Genomic DNA, 15,045 nt, shown 5'->3' on the forward strand with positions numbered 1-15,045 from the left:
TCAGCCGAAGGTGAGGGCGGAGACCATGAGGTTCCCATGCCGGTTGCAGCTGTCAACGATCGCGCCCTGTTCGCCGAAGGTGAAGGCGCCCAGGAAGGGCGCCCCGCCCATGGCCTCGCGGACCTGTTCGGCGACCTCGTCCATGCGCTCGCGGACATGCAGCATGCAGCCGCCGCAATAGATCACCAGGCCGCCGGCGGTGTCCTCGACCGGCCAGCCGCCCATGGCGAGCGCGTCGGCGACCACCAGGCCCGCGCGCTTGACCAGGCTGTCGGGCGATCCGCGCATCAGGTGGATGCGGTCGCCCTCGGCGATGTCGGTGAACAGCGACAGGTCGCCGCCCGTGCCCATCAGGGCCGGATGCGACAGGACGAACATCGGCACGCCGCCGACCTCGGCGGCCACCCGGCCGAGCGGGGTGGGGGTGGACTTGGCCAGGATGGCGCCGGCGGTCTCGGCGCAGACCTCGCCATTGGTCCAGCCGCTGTAGATCTCGCCCGCCGGGCGATGGTCGATCTCCAGCACCTGGCGGTCCTGGGCCTTGGTGACCACGCCTTCGCGGCCCGTGGGGGCGTAGCCGCTCTGGAAGGCCGCGCCGTGGCCGACCGAGGGGAACAGGGCGGCGACCACCACGTGGTCGGCCAGGAGCTGGCCGGTGGCGAACTGCCGCCAGGCGCCGGCGATGGCCTCGTCGGCCGAGCTGCCGCCGATGATCGGGGTGCGGCGGCCGATCACCGCCTCGACCCCGCTCAGCACGCGCTCCTCGGTTCCGGGGGGCTGGCAGCACCAGACAAGGGTCGGGCCTTCGAAGTCGCGCCCGGCGTCGGCCAGGGCCAGCGCCATGGCAGCCTCGCCGGCGGCGTGGGCGTCCTCGCCGATCGGGGCGAAGCCGACCCCGTAGGCGCCCGCCGGATCGCTGACGCCGAACAGGCCGAGCGCGCCGTCCGGGCCGGCGTGGAAGCCCGCCTCGGTCATCACCCCGCCGCAGGAGGTGCCGCCGATCAGCCGGGCGCCGGGCAGGGCGGCGGCAAGCGCGTCAATCAGGGCCGGCCCGGCGTGATGCTCGGTGGCGTAGACCATGACGATGTCGGGGCGTTCGCCCAGGGCGGCGACGAGGTCAGCGGCGGCGGATGCGGCGCCGGCGGCGGTGTCCGGATCGAGGCTGAAGGCCGAGGCGGTGCGCAAGTATCCCTCGTGGGCTGGCTTGCTCCACGCCTAGGGCCAAGTCGTTAAACAAGCTCAGCCTTAACACCTGCGGCGGACTGTCGCAGGCGCAAACGAAAAACCCCCGGCCCTTGCGGACCGGGGGTGATTCAGACGGACGAAGGCCGAAGCCTTCGGGCCGGGAGCGAAATCAGAAGATTTCGATCAGGCCTGCGGCGCCCATGCCGCCGCCGATGCACATGGAGACGACGCCCCACTTGGCGCCGCGGCGCTTGCCTTCCTGCAGGATGTGGCCCGTCAGGCGGGCGCCGGTCATGCCATAGGGGTGGCCGATGGCGATCGAGCCGCCGTTGACGTTGTACTTCTCGGGATCGATGCCGAGCTTGTCGCGGGAATAGAGGCACTGGGAAGCGAAGGCCTCGTTCAGCTCCCAGATGTCGATGTCGTCGATCTTCAGGCCGTGACGCTCGAGCAGGCGCGGAATGGCGAAGACCGGGCCGATGCCCATTTCGTCGGGGGCGCAGCCGGCCACGGCCCAGCCGCGGAAGGCGCCGAGCGGGGCGAGACCGGCCTTTTCGGCGGCCTTGGCCTCCATCACCACCACGGCGGCGGCGCCGTCGGACAGCTGGGAGGCGTTGCCGGCGGTGATGTACTTGCCTTCGCCGCGCACCGGCTGGAGCTTTTGCAGGCCTTCCAGGGTGGTGTCGGGACGGTTGCACTCATCGCGGTCGACCACGGCGTCGACGATCGACTCTTCCTTGGTCTCCTTGTTGACGACCTTCATCTTGGTCTTCAGCGGGACGATCTCGTCCTTGAACTTGCCGGCCTGCTGGGCGGCGGCCATGCGGCGCTGGGATTCCAGGGAGTATTCGTCCTGGGACTCGCGGCTGACCTTGTAGCGCTCGGCGACGATGTCGGCGGTGTCGATCATCGGCATGAAGATGGCCGGATACTGGGCCGAGAGCGCCGGGTCGTTGTTGCTGAGGGGACCGCCGCCGCCCGGGAAGGACAGGGATTCCACGCCGCCGGCCACGACCACGTCGGCGCCGTCGTTGCGGATGTAGTTGGCCGCGGTGGCGATGGTCTGCAGGCCCGAGGAGCAGAAGCGGTTGACGGTCACGCCCGAGGTGGTGATCGGCAGGCCGCCGAGCAGGGCCGCCTGACGGCCCATATTGCCGGCGCCGTGCGCCACATTGCCGATGATGCAGTCTTCCACCGCATCCGGGGCGACGCCCGCGCGTTGGACGGCGTGGCGGACCGCATGGGCGGCCATGGTGACGGTGGGGGTCATATTGAATCCGCCGCGGGCGGACTTGGCCAGACCGGTGCGGGCGTAGGAAACAATAACGGCTTCGCGTGACATGAAAAATCCTCCCAAAAATATGGACCGCCGGGGCTCCCCTCAGGACCCCGCCGGCTTCGATAGGGCGCGACCTTAGGGTCCCGCTGCGGAAATGGCTAGCGAGCCCGCGGCCCGCGCGCGCTGAGACAGCTCAAAAAACCTTTCCACCCAAGGAGTCCTGATCTAGGGACGGGGCGCCCGCGGCGCGGACGACCAACAGGCGAGGCCCAATGGCGAAGGCAAGTTTCACCCGGATGGCCCGCAGTTTCGGCACGATCGCGGTCGTGCTGACGCTGTCGGTGGTGCTGGCGTCCTGCGGCGGCCGCAATGGCGCGGAACACCCGCCCGAGCCTGGCGACCAAGCCGTGGCCCGGGTGGACGCCAAGACCGTGTGGGCCTCGGACGTGAAGCGCGAGGCGGTCGCGCAGGGCCTGATCGGCGAGGGTGAGCCGCTCGACGTCTCCTCCGACCTGTTCCGGCGGGTGATGGACGAGGTGATCGACCAGAAGCTGCTGGCCTCGGAGGCGCTGAAGCGCAAGCTCGACAAGGACCCGGTGGCCCAGCGCCGCCTGGCCGCGGCGCGCGAGCGCATCCTGGGCGACATGCTGGTCGAGAGCACGGTGTCGGACGCCGTCAATGAGAACGCGATCCGCGGCCTCTATCAGGAGCAGCTGAAGCTCGCCAAGCAGTCGGAAGAGATCCACGCCCGCCAGATCGTCCTGCCGAGCCTGACCGAGGCGGACGCGGTCAAGAAGCTCCTGGGCACCGGCGCCTCCTTCGAGGCGCTCGCCATGGAGCGCTCGACCGATGCGGCGACCCGGTTCAATGGCGGCGACCTGGGCTATTTCACCACCGACGTCATGCCCGAGGCCTATGAGACCAATCTGAAGGCGGCCAAGGTCGGCCAGATCGTCGGTCCCTTCGAGATCGACGGCGGCTGGGCCATCGTCAAGGTCGAGGACCGCCGGCTGGAGCAGCCGATCACGCTGGAGGCCGCCCGGCCGCAGATCGTCCGCTTCCTGACCTATGATCAGGTCCGCGACCTGCTGGAGAAGCTGCGCGGCCGCGCCAAGGTCCAGACCCTGATCAAGGCGCCCCAGGACGTGCCCGGCGCGCCCCAGGAGCCGGCCAGCGCGCCGCCCGCCCTGTCCGGTCCGCCGAAGCCCGACCTGTTGAAGCCCGGCGCGGCCAAGCCCGTCCCGCCGCCGCCCGGCGCGCCCCTGCAACCCCCGGCCAAGGCGGTGAAGCCGTGACGCGCACGCCCAAGACCCCGGCCAAACCGGCCGCCAAGACCCCCGCCAAGGCCAAGGCCGCGCCGGCCAAGAGCGCCGCCAAGAGCCCGGCCGAACTCGCCTTCGAGGTCGCCGCCAAGCCGGTGGAGGTGGTCGGCCAGACCCTGCAGCAGGCCCTCGACCCCCTGGCCAGCGCGCTCAAGCGCGCCGCCCTGAAGCGGGCCGACAAGGCCTCGCGGCCCTTCGCCGACGACGCCGCCCCGGCGACGCCGGCGCCCGCCAAGGGCGCCCTGCCGGTCTCGCCCCTGGCCGTGCCGTTCCCGAAGATTCCGCCGATCGCGGGGGTGCAGCTCGCGACCTCGCGGGCCGGATTCTACAAGCACGAGCGCGAGGACCTGATGGTCATGCGCTTCGCCCGCGGGACCAGCGCGGCCGGGGTCTTCACCCGCCACGGCATCGGCTCGGCCCCGGTCGACTGGTGCAAGAAGCACCTGGAGCTCTCCAAGGGCGCCGACGCCCGCGCCCTGGTGGTCAATGCCGGCTGCGCCAATTCCTTCACCGGCAAGCCCGGCGCCGACGCCGTGCGCCGCGTGGCCTCGGCCGTCGCCAAGCGCTTCGACTGCCGCCAGCGCGACGTGATGGTGGCCTCGACCGGGGTCATCGGAGTGCTGCTCGACGACGCCAAGATCACCCACCGCCTGCCCGACATCGAGCACAAGCTGGTGGACGACGGCTGGGCGGGCGCGGCCCGCGCCATCATGACCACCGACACCTTCCCGAAGGGCGCCTATGCCGAGGCGGTCATCGACGGGGAGAAGGTCAAGATCGCCGGCATCTGCAAGGGCTCGGGCATGATCGCCCCGGACATGGCGACCATGCTGGCCTTCGTCGTCACCGACGCCGCCATCGCCCCGGCCGCCCTGCAGACCCTGGCCAGCCTCTATACGCGCACGACCTTCAACTGCGTGACGGTGGACGGCGACCGCTCGACCAACGACACCCTGCTCCTGTTCGCCACCGGCCAGTCCGGCGCGCCCAAGATCACCCGGGCCGGCGACCGCCGCCTGGCAGACTTCCGCAACAAGCTGGAGGCCGTGCTGCTGGACCTGGCCCTGCAGCTGGTCCGCGACGGCGAGGGCGCGACCAAGTTCGTCAAGATCAATGTCACCGGCGCCCAGACCCAGGCCTCGGCCCGCAAGATCGCCCGCACCATCGCCGAAAGCCCGCTGGTCAAGACCGCCTTCGCCGGCGAGGACGCCAACTGGGGCCGGATCGCCATGGCCATCGGCCGCGCCGACGAGCCGATCGACCGCGACCGGGTGAAGATCCAGTTCGGCCCGCTGGTCGCCGCCCAGGACGGCCTGATCTCGCCCACCTATGACGAGGGCAAGATGAGCGCCTACATGAAGCATCAGGAGCTGGAGGTCAGCGTCGATGTCGGCGTCGGCCGGGGCTCGGCCACCGTCTGGACCTGCGATCTCACCAAGCAGTACGTGGCGATCAACGGCGACTATCGCAGCTGATCGGTCGATCTACTCGCGGTTGAGATCGGTGGCGTGACGGGCCGAGCCCGTGAATGGGATGGCTCCCATGCGGGCGCGATCCTTTTCACGGCAGGTCTTGGGCCTCACGACGGTGGTGAGCCTGCTTTGCGGAGCAGCCGCCCATAGCCAGCCCGTGCAACTTGTCGCTAGCGCTCAGGCTGAACGACAGCTCCCAAACGTCCCTGTCGATAATCTCCAGGCCAAGGACCCAGCGTCCAAGTCTCCAGAGTCGGTCATCAGGGAGGCCTATGATCTGCTGAGGCCGGGCGGCGACCGGCAGGCCGCAGTTAAGCTCCTCGACGCCGCTATCCAATCTTGGCCCGATGATAGCAGACTTTACGCGCATAGAGGCTTGATGCGGAGCCTCACGACCGACATCGATGGCGCTTTCGCAGACTTTGATACCTCCGAGCGCCTGGACCCAGACTCTTCGCTAGCGTTCGCTTTCCGCGGTATGACCTTGTTTCTTCTGGGTCATCCGGAACCTGCCCTCGACGAGTTTAACGCAGCGCTGGCGCGCAATCCGGCCGACGCCATCGCCCTTACGGGGCGTGGTGACATTGAGTTCGGCCGCCATCAGCTCAAAGCCGCCCTTGATGACTTTGATCGCGCCGTGGCGGCTCTCCCGACCTACTCGCAAGCTTGGCGGGATCGTGGCTGGGTGTTGTGGACCATGTCTGACATGGACGCCGCAATCGCCGACTTGAGCCGGGCGATCTCGCTCTATCCAACGGAAGAGGCTTTTCGGATTCGCGGACTGGCCTGGCGGGCGAAGGGAGATCACGTTCGCGCCTCCGCTGATTTCGATCGAGCGGTGGCGTTCAAGCACGCCAGTTATCTGTCCTGGGGGGCGCGCGCCGACCTGTGGCAACTGGACGGGGACCTGGACCGTGCGTTGGACGCCTATACTCGCGCGATCGCCCTGGCTCCAACCTACGCCCGAAATTGGCATCAACGCGGGGTGACTTGGTCGCTGAAGGGCGACGATGTGCGGGCGCTGGCAGACTATGATCAGGCCATCAAATTAGATCCGAAAGACCCCGACGCGTATTTTGATCGTGCCGAACTACACCACAGCCATCGAAACTACGCGGCGGCGGGCTCTGACGTGGATCGAGGCCTTGAATTGAGTCCGAACGACTTTTTCGGCCACATCATTCGGGGAGAGCTCTCTTACGAGCTCGGCAAATACAGTGACGGTATCGCTGATTTCGATGAGGCCGCGAAGCTCGAGCCCCGTTCGGATTTTCCGGTCTATATGAGGGGGGTCACCAGAATGGCGGCGGGGGACTGGTCCGCCGCCGTCCAGGAATTCGATCAGGCCCTGATTTTGGCTCCGCGCGAGCGTCCATTCTCTTTGCGCGTGGTCTTGCGCAATTGTCCCTGGGCCGTCTCAAGGCCGGCCATGCCGACATCGAAGCCGCGACCCGGATCGATCCCAAGATCGGACAGCGCTTTGAGGACTTTCAGCCAGGCCGACCGATCCCGCCGAAGGCCATCCATAGCGGCGCCGGGCCGAATTAATTCCACCGCCGATTGATCGCGCTGGCGGCCCGGGGCGAGGTCGTGGTGTTCTGGCGGCCAATTCGGGGGTGTGGGGTTTGCGCGGGCGCGTCCTGTCTTTCGTCGGGGCGGCCGGGCTGGCGCTGAGCCCTCTTGCGGCCGCGCACGCCGCGCCCGAGCCCGCGGCCCGCCTGATCCTCGCCCATGCCGTCACGGCCCCGCCCGGACCTCCGGCCGAGCCGGTGGTGCAGGCGATCCAGAAGCTGGGCCAGTCCCTGCGTCGCCAGGAAGGTCGGCGCGAAGCTCTGCTGGCCCAGGCGGTGGCCGCCAGCAGGGTCGGCGACTTCGACGCCGCCCTGGACGCCGCCGAGGCCGCGGTGCGCGGCTGGCCCGACGACGCCGAGGCCCTGTTCCGGCGGGGCGACATCCACCGGCTGCGGGGCGAGAGCGCCCTGGCCCTGAAAGACCTCGACCTGGCGGTCGCCATCGATCCGGGCCTCGCCTCGGCCTATGTCGCCCGCGGCGTGCTGCGCGACGGGGCCGGCGACCACACGGCCGCCATCGCCGACTACAGCCAGGCCATCACCCTGGCCCCCGACTGGGCCGCGCCCTATGCCCTGCGCGCCGACGACCGGATCACGATCGGCGCCGATCTGGAGCTGGCGCTCGCCGACTATGACCAGGCCCTGGCGCTCCGCCCCGACGCGGTTCCCGCCCTGATCGGACGCGGCAGGGCCCTGGTGCTGGCGGGCGCGGTGGAGCAGGGGATCGCCGACCTGACCGCGGCCCTGAAGCCCGGCCCCAACGCCGACGCCCTGTTCGTGCGCGGCGTCGCCTGGCGGCTGAAGGGCGAGTTCGACCGGGCTGTCGCCGACTTCACCGCTGCGCTCGCCGAGGCGCCGGGCGACGCCAATATCCTGGCCGAGCGGGGCGTGACCTGCGCAGGGTGGGCAAGCTCGACGCCGCGCTCGCCGATTTCAACCAGTCGCTGGCCGCCGACCCGAACAACGCCGCCACCCTGTTCGCCCGCGGGGTCACCTGGCAGCGCAAGGGCGACAATATCCGGGCCATCAACGACTATGACCGGACCCTCGCCATCACCCCGGACGCGGCCGGGGCCCTGGTCAATCGCGGCCTGGCCTGGCGCATGCTCGGCGACGCGCCCCGGGCGCTGGCCGACCTGGACAAGGCGCTCAAGCTCACCCCCGATGACGCCGCCGTGCTCGTCCTGCGCGGCGGGGTCTGGGAGATGCTGGGCGAGCCCGCCCGGGCGCTCGCCGACTTCGAGCGGGCCGTGGCGCTGCGCCCGGATTATCAGGAAGCCCTGGTCGACCAGGCGCTGGCGCGGATGCAGCTGGGCGACATGGCCCGCGCGGCCGGCGATCTGGATCGGGCGCTCAAAGCCCAGCCGAAGTCGCCCCAGGCGCTCTACGCCCGCGGGGTGGCGCGGATGTCGCTCGGCCGGCTGGCGGAAGGTTCGGCCGACATCGACGCGGCCACGGCGCTCGACCCGCAGATCGGCGCGGCCTTCCAGGACTTCACCCCCGGCCCGCCGCGGCTGTCGGAAGGCGGGCAGTAGAATCCGTCCAGTGCCGTCCCACTTGAGGTTGAGCCAAGGCTCAGCTTGAGGAATAGTCGCCTTGGGGCTCGCGGATCAGTTGTTCGCGACGTGACGGGGGGATGAGCTTGCGGTTCTGGATTTGCGCGATGGCGGCGTTCGCCGTCGGATCGGCGGCGCGCGCGGCGCCGCCCCTGGAGGTCTATGGCCGCCTGCCCGCCGTGGACCTGGTGGATCTGGCGCCCGGCGGGGAGAGCTTCGCCCTGGTGGGCCGCGACGGCGACGCCCGCAGGCTGTTCGTGCGCAAGACCGACGGAACGCCCGTCTATGTCGCGGCGGTCGGCGACAGCAAGGTTCGCGACCTCGAATGGATCGGCGACGATCAGTTGGTGGTGTTCGGCAGCTCCACCATGCAGATCCCGGATCTCAGCTTCGAGAAGATGGAATGGATGGGCGGGGTTCACATCGATCTGAACACCAAGGCCAGCTACATCCTGATGAAGGAGTCCCACACCTATCTGCCGGCGGTGTTCGGCTGGTTCGGCCAGGCTCACATCGGTGATCGCTGGTACGGCTATTTCGCCGACTACACCTATGATCAGATCGCCCCGTCCTATCAGAGCCGGATGATCTGGCCCGACCTCTACCGCATGGATATGGCCACCGGGAAGGTCGATAAGGCCGCGCCGGCCGGCGCGGGCGACACCGACTGGGCGGTGGGTCCTGATGGCGCCCTCCTGGCGACCGGCGCCTTTGACTCGCGCGGTCAGGGCTTCAAGCTGACGGCCGGAAAATGGAGCGGACCCATCCTCCTCACCCGTTCGCCTCAGACCGGCGACTCGGAGGTCCGCCTGGCGGGTCTGGGTCGGACGCCGGGCACGGTGTTGGTGCGGGAGCGCAACGACCAGGACACCGTGGTGCGGGAGATCCAGGTCTCGCAGGGCGGCGAGGGCGAGGTGTTGACCCATGGTGACGTCGAACTGCTGCGCGGCCGGCTGAACCGACAGTTGATCGGCTGGCGCGAAGGGTCGAACGGGGCGGTCCACATGTTCGACCCCGCGATCCAGCGCCGCGTGGACGCCAGCCGCAAGGCGTTTCCCGGTCTCAACGTGACCCTGGTCTCCTATGACGAGACCTTCGACCACCTGGTCATGCTGACCGACGGCTCCGACGATTCCGGCACCTACTGGCTGGTGGACATTCCCAAGAAATCGGCCCGGCGGATCGACCACGCCAATCCGTTGATCAAGCCCGAGGACGTCGGCCCGGTGCGCATGATCCAATACAAGGCCGCCGATGGCCTGGCGCTCGACGGGGCGCTGACCTTGCCCCCGGGCGGGGCGGCGAAGAACCTGCCCCTGGTGGTGCTGCCGCACGGCGGGCCCATCGTCCTGGGCGACGGCGCGCAGTTCGACTGGTGGGCCCAGGCCTTCGCCTCGCGGGGCTATGCGGTGTTCCAGCCCAATTATCGCGGCACGCTCGGCTATGGGGAGGCGTTCCGCAAGGCCGCCTATGGCGAGGTCGGCCGCAAGATGCAGACCGACATCTCCGACGGCGTCGCCGCCCTGGCGGCCCAGGGGATCATCGACCCCAAGCGGGCCTGTATTGTGGGCGCGAGCTATGGGGGCTATGCCGCCCTGGCCGGGGTGACCCTGCAGCACGGGCTCTATCGGTGCGCGGTCTCGGTGGCGGGGGTCGGCGATTTCGGCCGCATGATCACCTGGGATTCCGTCCGCGACGGGTCCGACATGCGGGGGGTGAACTTCTGGCGCGACCTGTCGGGCGCCTCGGCGGGCCAGAACCTGGCCGACATCTCGCCCGTGCGGCAGGCCGCCAAGGCCGATGCGCCGATCCTGCTGATCCACGGGCTCGACGACACGGTGGTGCCGATCGAGCAGAGCAAGATGATGGAGAAGGCGCTGAAGGCCGCCGGGAAGCCGGTGGAGTTCGTGACCATGGCCGGCGAGGACCACTGGCTGTCCAAGGAGCCCAGCCGCAAGGCCATGCTCGCCGCCGCTGTGGCCTTCGTCGAGAAGCACAATCCGGCCAACTGAGGCGGGCCCACGAAAAACGCCCCGCGGTCTCCCACGGGGCGTTCTGGGTCTCGCAGCGTTCAGACCGGCTTAGTCGATCGGGCTCCAGCGCTTGGCCGGTTCGGCGGCGGCGCGCTTGGGACCCTTGAACTGGGACTGGTCGATCGGCTTGGTCGAGGCGCTGGGACGGCCGGCCGCAGCCTGGCCGCCGCCGCCGCCGGCGCGGGCCGGGCGGTTGCGTTGCTTGCGCAGGCGCCCGGCAGGTCGGAGCGACCTTCCGGCTTGCGGTCCGAATGGCCGCCGCCGCCGCGACGTCCGCCGCCGCCGCCGCCGCGTTCGCCGCGCTCGGCGCGATCGGTCGCCTCAGCCGGCATGTGGGCGGTCATGACCGACAGGCCGCGGTCATTGCGACGGTCTTCGCTGGGGATGATCTGGCGGGTGACCTTCTGGATGTCCTTCAGGAGGTTGCGTTCCTCCTCGCCGCAGAAGGCGATGGCCGAGCCCTTGGCGCCGGCCCGGGCGGTGCGCCCGATCCGGTGGACATAGGATTCCGGCACATTGGGCAGCTCGTACTGGACGACGTGGCTGACCGCGTCGACGTCGATGCCGCGGGCGGCGATGTCGGTGGCGACCAGCGCCTTGACCTCACCGGCCTTGAACGCGGCAAGCGCGCGTTCCCGCTGGCCCTGGCTCTTGTCGCCATGGATGGCGGCGGCTTCGACGCCGGCCTGCTCCAGGGACTTGGCGACCCGGTCGGCGCCGCGCTTGGTGCGGGTGAAGACGATGACCCGCTTGAAGTCGCGTTCGGCGAACAGCTCGTTGAGCAGGGCGCGCTTGCGGGCGCTCTCGACGAAGATGACCTTCTGGCTGACCTTCTCGACGGTGGTCGCCTGGGGGGTCACCGACACCTTGTGCGGGTTGGGGTTCAAGAGCTCGGAGGCCAGCTTGCCGATCTCGGTCGGCATGGTGGCCGAGAAGAACAGGTTCTGACGTTCCTTGGGCAGGAACTTCACGATCCGGCGGATCGGCAGGATGAAGCCCATGTCGAGCATCTGGTCGGCCTCGTCGAGGACGAAGATCTCCACGCCCTGGAGCGTGATGGACTTTTCCTGCAGGTGGTCGATCAGACGGCCGGGCGTGGCGACGAGGACGTCGACGCCGGGGGCCATGGCGCGCATCTGGCCGCCATACTTCACGCCGCCGAACACGACCGCGACGGAGACGCCGAGGTGCTTGCCATATGTCTTGAAGCTCTCGCCGATCTGGGTGGCGAGCTCACGGGTGGGCGACAGCACCAGGACGCGGGCGCTGCGGCGGGTGGCCGGGCGACGGTCGGCGGCCAGGCGATGCAGGATGGGAAGGGCGAAGGCGGCGGTCTTGCCGGTGCCGGTCTGGGCGATGCCCAGGAGGTCGCGGCCGGACATCACGCCGGGAATGGCCTGCGCCTGGATCGGCGTGGGCGTGGTGTAGCCTTCGTCGGCCAGCGCCTTGAGCAGCGGCGGGGCGAGGCCGAGGTCGGTGAATTGAGTCAAAGTGTCAGATCTCTCACATGTGCGCCGAGACCGGCCCATCGCTGGATGCGAGGGTCGCGGGGACGCGGGTCATTTGTGGAAAGCCCCCGCGTGGCGGGGCGATCTATGCGATCTCTTCAGGGCGCTCGACAGGCTGGTTCCGAACCCGGAACCATCACGCGACTGGAACGCCGATAGCGCGGCTTATGCTGCAGCGCAGCGTGGCAATGCGGGAGTTTGGGCGGAAAGTCAAGGAAAGCCTGGGATTCGCCTTTGCCGAAGAGACGAGGGCGTTGCAATTTTTCCCCGGCCTCGCGATGGACAACCCATGACCGATCCCAAACCCATGCTCCTCGTCGCCGCCGCGGCGCTCATCGACGCCGACGGCCGGGTGCTGATCTGCCAGCGGCCGCCGGGCAAGCAGCTGGCGGGGCTGTGGGAGTTTCCGGGCGGCAAGCTGGAGGCGGGCGAGACGCCGGAGGCCTGCCTGATCCGCGAGCTCAGCGAGGAGCTGGGGATCACGGTGTCGAACGCCTGCCTCGCGCCCTTCGTGTTCGCCAGCCACAGTTACGAGTCCTTTCACCTGATGATGCCACTCTATCTGTGCCGTCGGTGGGACGGCCTGGTGACCGCCAAGGAACATTCGGCTCTGGCATGGGTGAAGCCTTCCAAACTCGGCGACTATCCCATGCCGCCGGCCGACGCGCCTCTGGTCGCCTGGCTGCGCGATTTGATCTGAGGGCCTTCTGGGCCTGCGAGCGCGGCGCGACCATGGTCGAGTACGCGCTGCTGATCGGGGTCTTGTCCTTCGGGGTGGTGGCGATCTTCAGCGCCTTCGAGACCAAGCTGTTTGCGGTGATGAACAAGGCCGCCGCGACCATCGAGGCCGCGATCAGCTAGGCCCGATCCGCTAGACTGTCCGCATGGACGACTGGCTTTCCCGATTCATCGAAACCGAGCGCCTGCCCCCCGAATTTGCGCGGACGGCGCGCGAGGTCTGCGCGCCCCTGGTCGACAGGGTGCTGGCGGAACGCCGGGGGCCGGGATTCCTGGTCGGGATCTGCGGACCCCAGGCCAGCGGCAAGTCGACGCTCGCCGCCGGGCTGGCGGCGATGCTGCAGGCCCGAGGCCTGACCACGGCGGTGCTGTCGCTCGACGACCTCTATCTGACCCGCGCTGAGCGCCAGGTCCTGGCCCGCGAGGTCCATCCGCTGCTGGCGACGCGCGGGGTTCCGGGCACCCATGACGTGGATCTGGGCCTGGCGGTGCTGGCGGCCCTGAAGGGGACGGGCGAGGTCGCCCTGCCGCGCTTCGACAAGGCGGCCGACGATCGGGCGCCGCGCGCCGACTGGCCGGTGGTCCTGGCGCCGGTCGATGTGGTGCTGTTCGAGGGCTGGTGCGTAGGCGCGCGAGCCCAGCCGCAGGAGGCGCTGGCGGAACCGGTCAACGCCCTGGAGCGCGACGAGGACCCGGACGGCGCCTGGCGGGCCCATGTCAACGCCGCCCTGGCCGGGCCCTATCGGCGGCTGTTCGACCCCATTGACCTCTTCGTCCTCTTGCGGCCGCCGGCCTTCGAGGTGGTGCTGGCCTGGCGGATCGAGCAGGAGCGCAAGCTGCGCGCGCGGCTGGCGCGGGAGGGCGCGGGGCCGGGCCGGGCGATGTCGGACGCCGAGGTCGGCCGCTTCATCGCCCACTATGAGCGGATCACCCGCCACATCCTGGCCGAGGCGCCGGCGCGGGCGGATGTGACCGTGCGCCTGGACGCCCAGCGCCGCCGGATCGCGGCTAATTGACATTGTAGGTGTCAATATATGTGATGCGCCCGACGCGCCGATAAAGGCGTTCGGGAGGACCGCCCATGACCACGCTGCGCGACCGGCTGACGCCGCCGATCTCGGCCCTGATCACCAGCCGGTTCCGGCGCGACCTGAGCCGCAATGTCGAGGGGCTGCGCCGCCGCCTGAGCGGCCGTGCGCCGACCGTTCGCTATTTCCACCAGGTCGATGATCCCTACAGCCACCTGGCGGTCCAGCTGCTGGCGCCCCTGGCGGCGCGCTACCGGATCGCCCTTAAGGTCCATCTGGTTCCGGCCCCGGACGATGGGGCGGCGCCCGAGCGCGAGCGCCTGCGCGCCTATGGCCTGCGCGACGCCGCCCGGCTGGCCGAGGTCTATGGCCTGAGCTTTCCGGATCACGCCCGGCTGCCGGACGCGGAGACCACGATGCTGGCGGCGCGCAAGCTGGCGGCCCATCGCGAGCCGGAGGCCTTCGCCGCGCTCGCCCCGCAGATTGGCGCCGCCCTGTGGGCCGGCGCCAATCTGGATCCCCAGGACGCGACGCCGGAAGTGGTGGCCCGCGCCGTGCTGGCCGAGGGCGAGGCCGAGCGCCGCCGGCTGGGGCACTATCTGGGCGGCATGTTCCAGTTTGAGGGGGAGTGGTACTGGGGCGTCGACCGGCTGAACCACCTGGAGGAGCGGCTAGCGGGGCTGGGCCTGGACCGGTCGCCGGGCGCGGCCATGCTGGCGCCCTACAGCCCCATGCGGCTGGACCGGACGGCGGCGCCGGGGACCAAGCCGGTCATCGAGTTCTGGTTCTCGTTCCGCAGTCCCTATGTCGCCATTGCTTTCCCGCGGGTGCGGATCCTGGCGCGGCACTACGGCGCCGAGCTCATCCTGCGGCCGATCCTGCCGATGATCATGCGCGGCCTGCCGGTGCCGCCGGCCAAGAGCCGCTACATCATGCTCGACACCAAGCGCGAGGCGGAGCGCTCGGCCATGCCCTATGGCCGGATGATCGAGCCGGTGGGCGCCCCGACCGAGCGGGCCATGGCGGTGCTCTGGCGGGCCATGGCGTTGGGCAAGGGGGAGGCGTTCGGCGAGCTGGCCCTGCAGTCGATCTTCGCCCATGGCCGCAACCCGGCCGAGGATGGGGTGCTGTTCGACCTCGCCCGCCGCGCCGGCCTGACCGAGGATGACGTGCGCGCCGGCCTGGCCGATGAGAGCTGGCGGGCGGCGGCGGAGGAGAACCGCCAGGCCCTGTTCGAGGCCGGCCTCTGGGGCGCGCCCTCCTACCGCGTCAACGGCAAGCCGGCCCACTGGGGCCAGGATCGCCTGCGCATGCTGGAGGATGATATTCCGTAGGCGGAGGAGCGCCAGTAAC

At 69.7% G+C, this 15,045-nt stretch carries 12 protein-coding genes and 1 pseudogene; 10 read left to right on the forward strand and 3 right to left on the reverse strand.

Annotation, left to right across the window (positions count from 1 at the left end; translation table 11 throughout):
• Both MQH10_RS04735 and MQH10_RS04740 read right to left on the reverse strand, forming a co-directional pair.
• Positions 1-1,185 carry an FIST signal transduction protein gene (locus MQH10_RS04735; RefSeq protein ID WP_242562915.1) on the reverse strand — a complete coding sequence of 395 codons (1,185 nt, stop codon included), beginning with the start codon at positions 1,183-1,185 and terminating at the stop codon, positions 1-3.
• A 169-nt stretch (positions 1,186-1,354) separates the two neighbouring features.
• Complete coding sequence (locus tag MQH10_RS04740) at positions 1,355-2,527, reverse strand: acetyl-CoA C-acyltransferase (RefSeq protein ID WP_242562916.1); 1,173 nt, start codon at positions 2,525-2,527, stop codon at positions 1,355-1,357.
• A gap of 209 nt (positions 2,528-2,736) precedes the next feature.
• On the opposite strand from MQH10_RS04740, the gene MQH10_RS04745 reads away from it, so the two are divergent.
• From MQH10_RS04745 to MQH10_RS04770, 6 genes and pseudogenes are all read left to right on the forward strand, one after another.
• Positions 2,737-3,759, forward strand: coding sequence for a peptidylprolyl isomerase (locus tag MQH10_RS04745; RefSeq protein ID WP_419720752.1), 1,023 nt, complete (start codon positions 2,737-2,739; stop codon positions 3,757-3,759).
• Positions 3,760-3,881: 122 nt separating this feature from the next.
• The gene (gene argJ / locus MQH10_RS04750) at positions 3,882-5,261 is read left to right on the forward strand and encodes a bifunctional glutamate N-acetyltransferase/amino-acid acetyltransferase ArgJ (RefSeq protein WP_242562974.1); all 1,380 of its coding nucleotides are present in this window, start codon (positions 3,882-3,884) and stop codon (positions 5,259-5,261) included.
• Between the two features lie 376 nt (positions 5,262-5,637).
• Positions 5,638-6,822, forward strand: a complete 1,185-nt coding sequence (locus MQH10_RS04755) for a tetratricopeptide repeat protein (protein WP_419720753.1) — start codon at positions 5,638-5,640, stop codon at positions 6,820-6,822.
• Positions 6,823-7,105: 283 nt separating this feature from the next.
• Positions 7,106-7,684, forward strand: a pseudogene (locus MQH10_RS27025) (tetratricopeptide repeat protein); the annotation flags it as partial.
• 38 nt (positions 7,685-7,722) lie between these two features.
• The gene (locus tag MQH10_RS04765; RefSeq protein WP_272886738.1) at positions 7,723-8,364 is read left to right on the forward strand and encodes a tetratricopeptide repeat protein; all 642 of its coding nucleotides are present in this window, start codon (positions 7,723-7,725) and stop codon (positions 8,362-8,364) included.
• Between the two features lie 128 nt (positions 8,365-8,492).
• The gene (locus MQH10_RS04770) at positions 8,493-10,397 is read left to right on the forward strand and encodes an alpha/beta hydrolase family protein (protein ID WP_242562920.1); all 1,905 of its coding nucleotides are present in this window, start codon (positions 8,493-8,495) and stop codon (positions 10,395-10,397) included.
• 59 nt (positions 10,398-10,456) lie between these two features.
• Here MQH10_RS04770 and MQH10_RS04775 read toward each other — a convergent pair whose 3' ends face one another.
• The gene (locus MQH10_RS04775; protein WP_242562921.1) at positions 10,457-11,908 is read right to left on the reverse strand and encodes a DEAD/DEAH box helicase; all 1,452 of its coding nucleotides are present in this window, start codon (positions 11,906-11,908) and stop codon (positions 10,457-10,459) included.
• A gap of 307 nt (positions 11,909-12,215) precedes the next feature.
• Between MQH10_RS04775 and mutT the strand changes: the two genes are divergently transcribed.
• The 4 genes from mutT to MQH10_RS04790 all read left to right on the forward strand — a co-directional run bounded on the left by mutT (position 12,216) and on the right by MQH10_RS04790 (position 15,026).
• On the forward strand, positions 12,216-12,626 hold the full coding sequence (gene mutT / locus MQH10_RS04780) for an 8-oxo-dGTP diphosphatase MutT (protein WP_242562922.1): 411 nt from the start codon (positions 12,216-12,218) through the stop codon (positions 12,624-12,626).
• Positions 12,627-12,658: 32 nt separating this feature from the next.
• The gene (locus MQH10_RS26275; RefSeq protein WP_272886723.1) at positions 12,659-12,787 is read left to right on the forward strand and encodes a hypothetical protein; all 129 of its coding nucleotides are present in this window, start codon (positions 12,659-12,661) and stop codon (positions 12,785-12,787) included.
• Between the two features lie 23 nt (positions 12,788-12,810).
• On the forward strand, positions 12,811-13,680 hold the full coding sequence (locus MQH10_RS04785; protein WP_242562923.1) for a kinase: 870 nt from the start codon (positions 12,811-12,813) through the stop codon (positions 13,678-13,680).
• A 65-nt stretch (positions 13,681-13,745) separates the two neighbouring features.
• Positions 13,746-15,026 carry a DsbA family protein gene (locus MQH10_RS04790; protein ID WP_242562924.1) on the forward strand — a complete coding sequence of 427 codons (1,281 nt, stop codon included), beginning with the start codon at positions 13,746-13,748 and terminating at the stop codon, positions 15,024-15,026.
• Positions 15,027-15,045: the final 19 nt, after the last annotated feature.

The sequence above is a fragment of the Phenylobacterium aquaticum genome, from assembly GCF_022695515.1.
GTDB classification, from domain to species: domain Bacteria; phylum Pseudomonadota; class Alphaproteobacteria; order Caulobacterales; family Caulobacteraceae; genus Phenylobacterium; species Phenylobacterium aquaticum.

What these genes read in the sequence shown, in the direction of transcription:
- mutT (WP_242562922.1), top strand. Translation starts at nt 12,216, where the DNA reads ATGACCGATCCCAAACCCATGCTCCTCGTCGCCGCCGCGGCGCTCATC.
- MQH10_RS04790 (WP_242562924.1), top strand. Translation starts at nt 13,746, where the DNA reads ATGACCACGCTGCGCGACCGGCTGACGCCGCCGATCTCGGCCCTGATC.
- MQH10_RS04745 (WP_419720752.1), top strand. Translation starts at nt 2,737, where the DNA reads ATGGCGAAGGCAAGTTTCACCCGGATGGCCCGCAGTTTCGGCACGATC.
- MQH10_RS04740 (WP_242562916.1), bottom strand. Translation starts at nt 2,527, where the DNA reads ATGTCACGCGAAGCCGTTATTGTTTCCTACGCCCGCACCGGTCTGGCC.
- MQH10_RS26275 (WP_272886723.1), top strand. Translation starts at nt 12,659, where the DNA reads ATGGTCGAGTACGCGCTGCTGATCGGGGTCTTGTCCTTCGGGGTGGTG.
- MQH10_RS04770 (WP_242562920.1), top strand. Translation starts at nt 8,493, where the DNA reads ATGGCGGCGTTCGCCGTCGGATCGGCGGCGCGCGCGGCGCCGCCCCTG.
- MQH10_RS04755 (WP_419720753.1), top strand. Translation starts at nt 5,638, where the DNA reads ATGCGGAGCCTCACGACCGACATCGATGGCGCTTTCGCAGACTTTGAT.
- MQH10_RS04785 (WP_242562923.1), top strand. Translation starts at nt 12,811, where the DNA reads ATGGACGACTGGCTTTCCCGATTCATCGAAACCGAGCGCCTGCCCCCC.